At 41.2% G+C, this 12,110-nt stretch carries 11 protein-coding genes; 7 read left to right on the top strand and 4 right to left on the bottom strand.

The genetic code is table 11. The features are described from left to right. Nucleotides 1–15 precede the first annotated feature (15 nt). The gene (locus ACFFGT_RS24500) at nucleotides 16–1,023 is read right to left on the bottom strand and encodes a chitinase (RefSeq protein ID WP_377025149.1); all 1,008 of its coding nucleotides are present in this window, start codon (nucleotides 1,021–1,023) and stop codon (nucleotides 16–18) included. 239 nt (nucleotides 1,024–1,262) lie between these two features. On the opposite strand from ACFFGT_RS24500, the gene ACFFGT_RS24495 reads away from it, so the two are divergent. The 3 genes from ACFFGT_RS24495 to ACFFGT_RS24485 all read left to right on the top strand — a co-directional run bounded on the left by ACFFGT_RS24495 (nucleotide 1,263) and on the right by ACFFGT_RS24485 (nucleotide 2,383). Continuing rightward, nucleotides 1,263–1,811, top strand: a complete 549-nt coding sequence (locus ACFFGT_RS24495; protein WP_377025148.1) for a cob(I)yrinic acid a,c-diamide adenosyltransferase — start codon at nucleotides 1,263–1,265, stop codon at nucleotides 1,809–1,811. A 93-nt stretch (nucleotides 1,812–1,904) separates the two neighbouring features. Further along, nucleotides 1,905–2,126, top strand: a complete 222-nt coding sequence (locus ACFFGT_RS24490) for a DUF2795 domain-containing protein (protein ID WP_002996718.1) — start codon at nucleotides 1,905–1,907, stop codon at nucleotides 2,124–2,126. Between the two features lie 107 nt (nucleotides 2,127–2,233). After that, nucleotides 2,234–2,383: a lmo0937 family membrane protein gene (locus ACFFGT_RS24485; protein ID WP_377025147.1), complete on the top strand. Its 150-nt coding sequence runs from the start codon at nucleotides 2,234–2,236 to the stop codon at nucleotides 2,381–2,383. Nucleotides 2,384–2,424: 41 nt separating this feature from the next. Here ACFFGT_RS24485 and ACFFGT_RS24480 read toward each other — a convergent pair whose 3' ends face one another. Together ACFFGT_RS24480 and queA are read right to left on the bottom strand one after the other, a co-directional pair. After that, entirely contained in the window at nucleotides 2,425–3,138 is a 714-nt protein-coding gene (locus ACFFGT_RS24480; RefSeq protein ID WP_377025146.1) for a 2-C-methyl-D-erythritol 4-phosphate cytidylyltransferase, read from the bottom strand. A 292-nt stretch (nucleotides 3,139–3,430) separates the two neighbouring features. Then, the gene (gene queA / locus ACFFGT_RS24475; RefSeq protein WP_377025145.1) at nucleotides 3,431–4,480 is read right to left on the bottom strand and encodes a tRNA preQ1(34) S-adenosylmethionine ribosyltransferase-isomerase QueA; all 1,050 of its coding nucleotides are present in this window, start codon (nucleotides 4,478–4,480) and stop codon (nucleotides 3,431–3,433) included. Nucleotides 4,481–4,737: 257 nt separating this feature from the next. Here queA and ACFFGT_RS24470 point away from each other — a divergent pair, with 257 nt between their 5' ends. The 3 genes from ACFFGT_RS24470 to ACFFGT_RS24460 all read left to right on the top strand — a co-directional run bounded on the left by ACFFGT_RS24470 (nucleotide 4,738) and on the right by ACFFGT_RS24460 (nucleotide 7,165). Then, on the top strand, nucleotides 4,738–5,985 hold the full coding sequence (locus ACFFGT_RS24470; RefSeq protein WP_377025144.1) for an ABC transporter permease: 1,248 nt from the start codon (nucleotides 4,738–4,740) through the stop codon (nucleotides 5,983–5,985). 7 nt (nucleotides 5,986–5,992) lie between these two features. Next, entirely contained in the window at nucleotides 5,993–6,520 is a 528-nt protein-coding gene (locus tag ACFFGT_RS24465) for a DUF3347 domain-containing protein (RefSeq protein ID WP_377025143.1), read from the top strand. A 183-nt stretch (nucleotides 6,521–6,703) separates the two neighbouring features. Next, a complete protein-coding gene (locus ACFFGT_RS24460; protein ID WP_377025142.1) occupies nucleotides 6,704–7,165 on the top strand; it encodes a hypothetical protein in 462 nt (153 codons plus the stop codon). A gap of 215 nt (nucleotides 7,166–7,380) precedes the next feature. Here ACFFGT_RS24460 and ACFFGT_RS24455 read toward each other — a convergent pair whose 3' ends face one another. Continuing rightward, nucleotides 7,381–10,668 carry a PAS domain-containing hybrid sensor histidine kinase/response regulator gene (locus tag ACFFGT_RS24455; RefSeq protein ID WP_377025141.1) on the bottom strand — a complete coding sequence of 1,096 codons (3,288 nt, stop codon included), beginning with the start codon at nucleotides 10,666–10,668 and terminating at the stop codon, nucleotides 7,381–7,383. A 133-nt stretch (nucleotides 10,669–10,801) separates the two neighbouring features. Here ACFFGT_RS24455 and ACFFGT_RS24450 point away from each other — a divergent pair, with 133 nt between their 5' ends. Next, complete coding sequence (locus ACFFGT_RS24450) at nucleotides 10,802–12,088, top strand: citrate synthase (RefSeq protein WP_377025140.1); 1,287 nt, start codon at nucleotides 10,802–10,804, stop codon at nucleotides 12,086–12,088. Nucleotides 12,089–12,110: the final 22 nt, after the last annotated feature.

Here is a 12,110-nt window from a genome sequence, read left to right as displayed (position 1 = left end):
TCAAAAACAACGCCTTTAATAATGATAAGGCTTCATTTTACCACATGAGCAGGCACAATTAGCATCGCTAACGCCCAGTTTTTTCAGAAAAAACTGGTAAAAGCCAATCCTGTCGTTCATGTTGTACATGTTTTCGCCTTTGTTGCACTCCACTTCGCCGTTTACAATATTAATGGTCATGCCAAAGCCTGGTGTACGGCCTTCAGCTTTATCTTCGGCATTGGGTTGCCATTTGCCGGTCATAACATCATGTGCGGATGGTTTATGGGTTTGGGGGGTCATCCAAAAATAGATGGCAGTTTTAAAAGCAATAACCGGGTCAGTTTCCACCATTTCGGGGTTTTGGAGCAATATTTTATCATCGCCTAAAATACAATCCGAAGCATAGCCGTAATTGCCGTTGTAGCTCAGCTGCATTGGGCCGCGGCCATAGTATTTTTTACCGGTAACAGGTGGGTATTCATCGTTTTCGGCAACATAAGGTAAGCTCGTATTGCTCTCGTGGATGAACATTAAGCCATCCGTGTAAGTAGCATTTACACCGTGACGGGTTTCATGGGCAATGTGCGCAAAGAAAGCAGCGAGCTCTTTTTTATTCACATCAGTACTGTATTCGGTGCAAAAATTGCCGTAATCAATGGTGTAGGTACTATCGGGTTTGGCTTTGGCCCATTCTTCGTTCCAGTCGGCATCCTGGCGTACAACGGCGCTTTTGCCTGTTTTTTTATCGGTGCGTACCAACTGGTAAACCGAAGTAGCCCGGCGGGTTACTTTTACCCTGATCATACCCAGCTCATCGGCAGCTTTAATAAAGGCAGCATAAGTATAAAATTTATCGCGCTGCGGAAAAAGATCATTAAATTGTTTTTCGCTTAATAAACTGGTCATGCTTACCTTGGGAGGGGCTGCTGTTTTTTGGGCAGGCGCCTTGGTATTGCTGTTGCCGCCGCAGCTGAAACCGGTTGAAAGCAGTATCACAAATGACAGGCAAAGGAGTTTAGATGATAATATGATCGATTTCATGAGTTTAGCGCTATTATGTTTGATGATATTACGGGTACAAGTTTAAGCTAACATTTTAAAAATTACACTTCATTAGCAAAAAATATACTAAAGCGTTATGAAATACAAAATTTAAGATGATAGATTTGGAATAACATCAATTGTGAAAAAAAGATTTGATCAGCTTTGTTTTAATTTCCTGATTACCAGTAATGGCTTTTTTTGTAACGGGATTGTTGTGAGTTATTATTAAATTAAGTATGAAAATTTATACTAAAACGGGCGATAAAGGGTTAACCTCATTAATTGGCGGTACCCGTGTGCCCAAGCACCATATCCGCATTGAAAGCTACGGTACAGTTGATGAACTTAATTCATACATAGGGCTTATCCGCGATCAGGATATTGATGCACATGATAAGGAGGTATTGAAGCAGATACAGGACAGATTGTTTACTATTGGCTCGTCGCTGGCGGCCGACCCGGAGCGGTCACGAATGATTATTCCGGATTTACACATGAGCGATGTGGAAATGCTGGAAATTGAAATGGATACTATGAATGAAAGCCTGGCCCCGCTTAAACATTTTATTTTGCCGGGTGGCAGTAATGTGATTTCATTTTGCCATATTGCAAGATGTGTTTGCCGCAGGGCCGAAAGGATAACTGTTCAGCTTGCCGAAGAAAGTATAGTTGACGAAAAAGTGAATATTTATCTGAACAGGTTGAGCGATTACCTGTTCACTTTGGCACGCAAAATTGCAAATGTTAATAAAGTAACTGAAAATCAGTGGATACCACGGATTTGAAAAATTGAAAAAAAATATTGATATTCAATTTGAAAATGTTATACTTTTGCGAAAAAGTAAATTTTACTGATAATTATAATATAAATAAAAACGATGTATTGGACACTTGAACTGGCATCGCACCTGGAAGATGCACCATGGCCCGCAACAAAAGATGAATTAATTGATTATGCTATCCGTTCAGGCGCTCCTGTTGAGGTTATCGAAAACCTTCAGGCACTTGAAGACGATGGCGAACCGTACGAAAATATAGAAGAGATCTGGCCGGATTATCCGACTAAAGACGACTTCTTCTTTAACGAAGACGAGTATTAAACACAATAGCGAAACCCTTAGCAATAAGGGTTTTTTTGTTGGCCTCTATTTTTTGGAATGATTTTAGTATAGGTGATTACACATTTACTTAACTAAAAACATACAAAATGAGAGGCTTATTGTACATTGTCGCTGTTATCCTGGTTATAGGATGGCTGTTTGGAGCATTTATACACCCCTTTGGCGGTGGTTTGATTCACATACTGTTAGTAATAGCTATTATAGCTGTACTTTTAGGTGTAATCAGGCGGGCATAACAAATTTAACCTTGTATTGCAAATAGAAAAAGCCATGGCTGTTATAGCTGTGGCTTTTTGCTTAAAAGCAGTTCGGCAATGGCAATGTCTTCGGGAAAGGTGATCTTGATGTTACTGTGATCACCTGCTGTAAGTTTTATTTCGGCGCCATATTGCTCAACAACGCTGGCATCATCTGTAAATTTAGTATCGAAGGGCTGTTCATAAGCTTTCCTGAGCAGCGAAGCTTTAAAGGTCTGCGGGGTTTGCACCAGGTAAATCTCATCCCTGATCAGGCTTATAGACCTGCCTTCTTTTACCTGGCGTATGGAATCGCGGCTTTTAACGGCCACTACGGCTGTTCCGTGTTCGGCAGCACACTTGTAGGCATCGTCAATAATATCAGGGGATACAAGCGGGCGTACGGCGTCCTGTACGGCAATCAGGGCTTCCTGATCGGCAATGAGGTCAAGTCCGTTCTTAACTGAATGGAAACGGGTTTCTCCGCCTGTAACCAGCTGATGGGGGATGTTAAAAGAATATTCCTGTATCAACTGTTGCCAGTAACTATGATAGTCTGCTGGTAAAACCAATATAATGCCTGGTTTGGCCTCCGCTTGCTCAAAAGCCATGATGGTATGCATTAATACCGGCTTACCACCAAGTAACAAAAACTGTTTAGGCAAGCTCGACTGCATCCGGCTGCCCGAACCGCCTGCTACTATGATGACGTAGTGGGGGAGATTAGTGGTTAGAGATTGGAGGTTAGAGGGCATTTGTTTTTTACTGAAAATTAAAAACTTAATTAACCATGTCATAACGCCCCATCAAGGTATTGCAGAAGACCCAGATGGGACATGATTTACAACCATGTCATTGTGTAAGGCGATGAGCCACGCGTGCGATTGCCACGTCGCTTCTCTGCATAAGCCCTTTCGGCTCCTCGCAATGCATGGCTTTTAACGTTCATTTTATAAACAGGCTAATGGTCAAAACTACCACAAAAAAAATGAGATATGAAACCGTGGTCTCATATCTCAAATCTAATATCTGAAATCTAAATAAAAATTAGATGATCAGCATAGCATCGCCGTAGCTGTAAAAGCGGTATTTTTCTTTTACTGCAACTTCGTATGCATTCATAACGTGTTCGTATCCACCAAATGCGGCAATCATCATCAATAATGTTGATTCCGGTGTATGGAAATTGGTGATCATTGAGTTGGCAATGCTAAAATCGTACGGCGGGAAAATGAACTTGCTGGTCCAGTCGTTAGCTGCTTTCAATGTTTTGTTGGCAGAAACCGCCGATTCAATAGTGCGCATTGAAGTAGTACCCACAGCACAGATCCTTGATTTGCGCTCAATACCACGGTTAACAATATCAGCCTGTTTTTGTTCGATGATGAATTGCTCCGAGTCCATTTTGTGTTTGGTCAAATCCTCAACCTCAACCGGACGGAAAGTGCCTAAGCCAACGTGCAGGGTAACTTCGGCAAAGTCAACACCTTTTAGTTCAAGGCGTTTCATAAGCTCGCGGCTAAAGTGTAAGCCGGCAGTAGGGGCTGCAACAGCACCTTCATGTTTAGCAAAAATGGTTTGGTAACGCTCTTTATCTTCGGCAGTAGCTTTACGTTTAATGTATTTAGGCAGTGGTGTTTCGCCTAAAATTTCAACATTGCGACGGAATTCCTCGTCGGTACCGTCAAACAAAAAGCGGATAGTACGGCCGCGTGAAGTGGTGTTATCAACAACCTCGGCAATCAGCAAATCGTCGTCGCCAAAATATAATTTATTGCCTACGCGTATTTTACGGGCCGGATCAACCAGTACATCCCATAAGCGCAGTTCTTTATTTAGTTCGCGCAGCAAAAATACTTCGATGGTAGCACCGGTTTTTTCTTTGTTGCCATATAAACGGGCAGGGAAAACTTTTGTATTATTAAGGATCATTACATCCTTATCATTAAAATAATCCAGCACGTCTTTAAATATTTTATGCTCAATTTTGCCCGAATCTTTGTGTAAAACCATTAAACGTGATTCATCGCGGGTTGCAGAGGGTGTATGGGCGATAAGGGATTCAGGTAAGTTGAATTTAAATTGAGATAATTTCATGCTTGTTTTTATGAATTTTCAAGGGCGCAAATGTACGAATTTTTTTGTTAATTTAACAGATTTTTTTAAGAAGCGTTTTAATTACACTACCGTTATATTAATTGAAAAATACTGTAACTTAAATCATGTGCTGTTGTCTAAAAAAATATTGACAGGCGGTTTAACGTATCAGCTATAAAAATGCCCGTTATTTATATGCCTCCACGCACTAACCGTGCAATAAGGATTGATTAACAAGTAAGATCAAAATAAGTTATATGCTTTTTTTAAAACTTTTAAGGGAAAGTTTTTTGTTTGCCGGCGATGCCCTGAGGCAGAACAAAACACGTACGTTGCTATCATTACTTGGGGTAACCATTGGTATTTTTACCATTATAGCTGTACAATCGGCAGTTGATACCCTGCGTAATAACCTGCAAAACAGTGTTAACAAGCTGGGTAATAACAGTATCTACGTGCAAAAATGGCCATGGGTAGGCGGGAGCGATTTTCCCTGGTGGAAATATCTGCAAAGGCCCGAATCTGATCTTCGCGATTTTAACGAGCTTACGCGCCGCATCTCCACAGCCGAAGCTTTATCTTATGAAATAAACATTGATAACCGTACTATAAAATATAAAAGTAATACGGTTGAAGGTGCCCAGGTTGATGCTGCATCACAGGATCATGACAAAACCTGGAATTTTGATTTTGAAAGCGGCCGTTACTTTACCGAAATGGAATCAAAAACCGGCGCCCCGATAACCAATATTGGTTATGATATAGCCCAAAACCTTTTTCCCGACGGCGATGCCATTGGCAAGCAGATTAAAGTAATGGGGCGTTATGTTACCGTTGTAGGCGTGTTTTCAAAACAAGGAAAGGATATGCTGGGCATCTCAACTGATAAGGAGGTATTGCTGCCCCTTAACTTTGCCCGCAATTTAATTGATATCCAGAGCTCGAAATACGGCCCATCAATTATTGTGCGCGGTAAAAAAGGAATCCCGACCGATGATGTTGAAAGCGAGATCAAAGGCCTCATGCGTTCGATCAGGAGGTTAAGGCCGGGTGCTGACGATAATTTTTCGTTGAACCGTACAACCATGATCACCCAGCAGCTGGATGATTTATTTAAGATCGTTAACAGGGGTGGTTTTATAATTGGTTTGTTTTCTATACTTGTTGGTGGTTTTGGGATAGCCAATATCATGTTTGTATCGGTAAAGGAACGCACCAATATCATCGGCATACAAAAATCATTAGGCGCTAAAAACTATTTCATATTATTGCAGTTCTTAATTGAATCGGTACTGCTTTGTTTAGTAGGGGGGCTCATCGGGCTGTTTTTTGTTTATCTCGCTACGTTTGCCGTAAAGGCAGCGTTGGATGTACAGGTAATACTTGATGCCGCTAACATTACAAGGGGCTTAAGCTATTCAATTATAATAGGCGTAATAGCAGGTATCATCCCCGCGTACTCAGCCTCAAGGCTGGATCCGGTTGAAGCTATCCGCACAAACTAATTGTAATATGAAAATAATTAAAGGATTTTGTTTTTTAGCGGTAATCGCCGCCACCGCCTGTAACCAACCGGCAAAACAGCAGGATACTGCCAAAACAGATACAAGCGCTTCTGTTAAACCTGCCGAAACCCAGGTTGCTGATACCAGTAATACCAGCGATGTTTTTAAGGCTTATATCGCTTTAAAAGATGAATTTATTAAATCGGATGCTGCCGGTATTAAAACGGCTGCTACCGCTTTGGAAACCAAACTTTCAGGTATTAAAGGTTGCAGCGAAACAGCTGCTGTGGCACACCAGATAAGCAATGCCTCAGATATTAAAGCCCAGCGCGAGTCATTTTTAGTATTAAGCAAGGATGTGATTGCTTTGATTAAAGGGGCCAAATTTAAATCGGCACCAATTTATGTTGATTTTTGCCCGATGGCCGATGGAGGAAAGGGAGGCTATTGGCTTTCATTAAACAAGCCTATTGAAAATCCGTATTTCCCGGAGCATATGAAGGAATGCGGATCGGTTAAGGAGCAGATCAATTAAGACCGCTGATTTTCATGATTCAGGGATTTCATGATATTTTGAAGCGACTGGGGATGCCTGTCGCTTTTTTGTTATTATTTGAAATTCTATCCTGCTGTCTGAGATCATAGCCATTGACGGCGAATATTTGTTTAAGGGTTAACAGCGGTTTTAATATTTTACATTTATATCCAATAATCAGCTATGAAACGAACCCTTTTCCTTATCGGCTGTATCTTGATGTGCTTTGACGTATATGGTCAATCTTTGAGTTTCGTTGAACTTAAAGACTCAATAAACCATGGTTACAATAGCGACAGTGCTTATCTCGTATCAAAGGGCTTGATTCTTACTCCTACCAAAATCAAAGTAGAAGCTTTTTCGACCTTTAAAAAAAACGAAGGGAAGGTTAACGAGGAAATTGTTGAGTACAATAAGGGGGGACTGGCCTATGAAAGCAAGGATCTCTATTATATCAATAAATTACTCAAACAGGTTAAAGCACAATACAAGCTGAAGCGTATCACACTTCAGCTTGATCCGCATAACAATCATGCATCCGGGACAAGATATGAGTTCACAACCGGTAAAATTGCCATTGCTTTCATCAGATTTAAAAGTTATGGAATCATTGGCTTTGATTTCGTGCGTCCGTATTGGCAATAGATGGGAGCTGGTTGTGACAGCTATCCGTAGACTTTAGCTACGGGTGCGCTATGGATGTAGTTTGCAACGATATCCATGAACTATTATGTCCTGATTTTATCGCGTAGGCAGGAGTTGCAAACTCCAGGCATAGCTAATTCGATGTCAGAGACTTCGAACAGCAAAAATATGAGTAAATAAATCCGAAATCGAACATCCGAAATCCGAAATCAAACTCACGCTGACTGCCTGATATGCTTTGCCAGTTTGCTGTACAACACTTCGGGAACAAATGGTTTGGTGAGATAGTCAACCATACCTGCTTCAAGGGCTTGCTGGTAGGTTTCGGGCATGGCATCGGCGGTGAGGGCAATAACAGGCAAACCGGGGTGCGACTGCCTGATGATGGCAGTGGCTTCAAACCCATTCATTACCGGCATCTGCAGGTCCATAATGATTAGATCGTAGGAATTATGGTTAACCATATCAACAGCTATTTGTCCGTTTAAAGCTTCCTGAACCTGTGCATTCCATCGTTTTAAAAATCTGCCGGCTATCATCAGGTTCATTTTGTTGTCGTCAACAACTAAAATGTTCATGCCCCGGAGGTTGTTGTCTGTAATATTTACAGGAGCAGCAACTGGTTTTGGAACAGCAATTTCAGGAGCGATTGCAAAATTTATTGCAAAACTAAATGTAGTACCCTTGCCGAGCTCGCTTGAAACAGCAATTGTGCTGTTATGCAGTTCAATCAACCGTTTAGTGATAGCCAAGCCTAAACCAGTGCCGCCATAGTCGTTATTGATCACCTGCTGGTCCTGCATAAAAGGATCAAAAACTATGTTAAAGCTTTCGGGTGAAATGCCGATTCCGGTATCGGTAACCGCAAATTTAATATTGACGGTGTTTTCAGTTATTGCATCATTATCCAGCCGGATAATGACTTTACCGGTATGTGTAAATTTAATGGCATTGCTGATCAGGTTATTAAGTACCTGGCTCAGGCGCATGGCATCGCCCATTAAATCTTCAGGAATGGTATCATCTGTTATCAGTTCAAGGGTTAGTTCTTTTTCGGCAGCGCGTGGGTCAAAAGATTGCTTTATTTTACGGATCAGCTTGTGGATGTTAAACCCGGAATTATTCAGTTCCAGTTTGCCCGCCTCTATCTTATTATAATCTAAAATATCATTAATGATGGCCAGCAGGTTTTCGCCCGAAAATTTGAGCGTATTGAGATATTCCATTTGTTCGGGCCGCGGGTCCTGATCAAGCAGCAGGTTAGTGGAGCCAATAACCGCATTCATTGGCGTCCGGATCTCATGACTCATAATGGATAAAAATTCCGACTTGAACTTTGACGATTTTTCGGCCATTTCCTTAGCCCAGATAAGTTCCTGCTGTGCCTTTTGCTGATCGGTGATATCCTCGCCAATACTGGTTGTTTCTTTGATATTGCCATTCTCATCATAAAAAACAGTGTTTTGCCAGCTTATAATACGCTGCTCACCATTGCGGCAAACAATGGGATTTACATAATGAGGTAAAACAGCATTGTTGGCAAACCAGGCCTTTAAAAAGTCTTTCAGGTCATCAGGGATGAAATTATCCATCCAACTCATACCTATAAGTTCCTGCTGTTTGTAACCGATAAGTTGGGCTAAAAATTTATTGCAAAAAGTGATTATCCCGTTACCATCAACAGTAATAGCCACCATGTTTATTTTTTCCAGTACCGATTTGTATTTGTTTTCGGCACTTCTGTAATCAAGTTCGGCTTGTTTGCGTTCGGTGATGTCCTGCAGGGTGCCTATAATTTTGCGCACACTGCCATCTTCATTATAAAGCCGCTTTCCGGCTATAATACTAAGGTGTTTTAAATTACCCTGAGGGGTTATGATGCGATATTCATGCGATGAATCCATGGTGTTGGCATCGCTTTGCAGCAGGTTCCTGATAATAGACTTATCATTAGGGTGCACATATTTAAGCAGTAGGTTTATAAACGTTTTCCGGTACGATGAGGTGTTTTTACCAAGCTCGTAAATGTTGTTCAACTCGTCCGACCAGCTAAGGTTACCTGTGGCTACATCATATTTCCAGTTGCCTATTTTAGCAATGGCCTGGGCTTCCATAAGCTCAAGCTGACTTAACTTTGCCGCCTTATCGGCCAGGCGGGCTTCAGTAATATCCTGGATAATACCAAAAGTACGCGTACCCGCACCTGTGCCGGATCTTAATTCTTTCTCGCCTCTTTGTATCCTGATGTATTTTAAATTACCTGCCGGTGTAATAAATTTATGCTCAAACTTGTTTTGGCTTGTAGTGCGGATAGCATTAAGGTATTGAAAAGTGTTTTCCTTGTCGTCGGGATGTACAAGGGATATATAGAAGTGAAACTTGGTCATCCCTGCCGGGATCTCTTCAATTTCAAGAAGGCAATTAAGATTGGCCGACCAATGGGTTTCTTTGGTTTCGTGATCGTACCACCAGTTGCCCATTTTGGCAATATCCTGGGCTTCCAGCAGTAAATTTTCGTTTTCTTTTAGTGCCAGTTCGTATTTTTTTTGTTCGGTAATATCAACAAGCGAAGCCGAAATACGGCCGGTGTAGCCACCATCGCTGTCAAAAACAGGCGTAAAATTGGCTACGAACCAATGGCCGCTATCGTAATCTGACGAAAACTCAACAGATACGGGTTTGCGGTGTTCAATAACATAGTTTAGCGCTTTGTCATATTTTTCGGCTTTTTGCGGGCCAACCACCATGTCAAGTGTTTTGCCAATAGCAACCCTCGGATCTACCGCACGTTCCGTAAGCTCATTAAACCAAACGTTACGGCATATTTTGGTTTCATCAAATTCAAAAATAATATCATTAAGTGAATTGATAAGCGCATTCAGGTGCTTGCGATGTTCGCGCAGTTCGGCATCATTGAGCATTAAGGTGTTATTAAGCTCCATTACATGGTCAACCGCTTTTTTTAGCTGGTATTGATAAGCCATTACTACCAAAAATGATACGTAAGCTATCAGCGTAAAAACAATGATGAGCACTACCAGTACCGCAGACGATATTGCCGGGTTTGGAGCCATGAAATAAGCAATTACAATAGCCGTAAGGTTGGCCTCGCTGATAATTACAAATTCCCTGCGTTCCCGGCAAAAAAGGGTTAGGGCAATAAAAATGGTTATAGCACTAAACAGGTATACATGTTCAAAACCGTTTTTGCCAAGTAAAATGCAGTTGTTTATTACCAGGAAAGACAATATGGTAGCAAAAATCCCGGCTTTATAAAAAACTTTATTGTTAACGAAGGAAAAAAACAGTGAAATGGAGCAAAAAAAACAGTTTATCCCTCTTAACCAAAAGGGATCGTATGAATTTTGAGAGCAAATATAATGCAAGGATGGGCTTGCAATAAATAAACCAATCAGTAACAGTCGGTAAACGGTAGCTTCGTTTTGGATCATTACCAATGAGTTACCTTTTAACGACATGTTTTGCAGTAATTTTTTAATCAATTATTAACGTGTATAAACAAAAATACAGGTGTTAAAATAATAAATTTGCCCGTAAATTTTTACAAACAGTAAATTATATTAGCGGTTATTAATACGCAGATTTATTTACATTTGTTGCAGATACAAATTTTCTATGGCGGAAACAGCACAACTAAAACTTGGTGATAATACATTTGAGCTCCCGGTAATTGAGGGCACTGAAGGTGAAAAGGCAATCGATATTTCTAAGCTTCGCGATCAAACCGGTTATATAACACTTGATATCGGGTATAAAAACACAGGCGCTACCAAAAGCGCCATTACTTTTTTAGATGGCGAGCAGGGGATCCTTAAATATCGTGGTTATCCGATTGAACAACTGGCCGAAAAATCATCATTTATTGAAGTTGCTTATTTGCTGATCTATGGCGAACTGCCATCTGCCGAACAACTAAAATCATTTCAGTACGAGTTAAGCCGCCATACGTTGGTGCACGAGGATATGAAAAAGTTTTTTGACGGCTTCCCGTCAAAATCGCACCCGATGGGGCAGCTTTCATCATTGGTATCTGCATTATCGGCTTTTTATCCCGAATCATTAAAACCATCGCAAACTACCGAGGAGCTTAACCAGAGCATTATTAAAATGCTTGCCAAGATGGCTACTGTGGTTTCATGGATCTATAAAAAATCATTAGGCCACCCGGTTATCTACCCTCAAAATAAATACGATTACGTTACCAACTTCCTGCATATGACCTTTGGCCAGCGTACGGAGGAAGTAGCGATAGACCCGGTTGTGATTGATGCCATGAACAAGCTGTTGATTTTACATGCCGATCATGAACAAAACTGTTCAGCATCAACTGTTCGTATTGTAGGTTCATCTGATTCAAATATTTATGCTTCGGTATCTGCCGGTATTTCGGCATTATGGGGCCCCTTACATGGCGGCGCCAACCAGGCTGTAATTGAAATGCTGGAGAAAATCAAAGAAGATGGCGGTGATACCGATAAATGGATTGCCAAAGCCAAAGACAAAAACGATCCTTTCCGTTTAATGGGTTTTGGTCACCGCGTTTATAAAAACTTTGACCCGCGTGCAAAGATCATTAAAAAAGCCTGCGATGATATTTTAGAAAAACTGGGAATCAACGACGAGGTGCTTGAAATAGCCAAAAAATTAGAAGAAGTTGCCCTGAAAGATCCATATTTTGTTGAGCGCAAGCTTTACCCTAACGTTGATTTTTACTCGGGTATTATTTACCGTGCATTAGGTTTCCCAACCGATATGTTCACGGTATTATTTGCCCTTGGCCGTTTACCTGGATGGATTGCCCAGTGGAAAGAAATGAAAGAAAACAAAGAGCCTATCGGCCGCCCACGCCAGATTTACGTTGGCGCTACCAGCAAAGAATACGCGGATATAGCGAACAGGTAAGTTTATTTTGGTTCATGGTTAA

Source organism: Mucilaginibacter angelicae (genome assembly GCF_042434235.1).
Taxonomy (GTDB): Bacteria; Bacteroidota; Bacteroidia; order Sphingobacteriales; family Sphingobacteriaceae; genus Mucilaginibacter; species Mucilaginibacter angelicae.
Note: the sequence above shows the minus strand (reverse complement) of the source record. Positions and strands in the feature narration are given on the sequence as shown.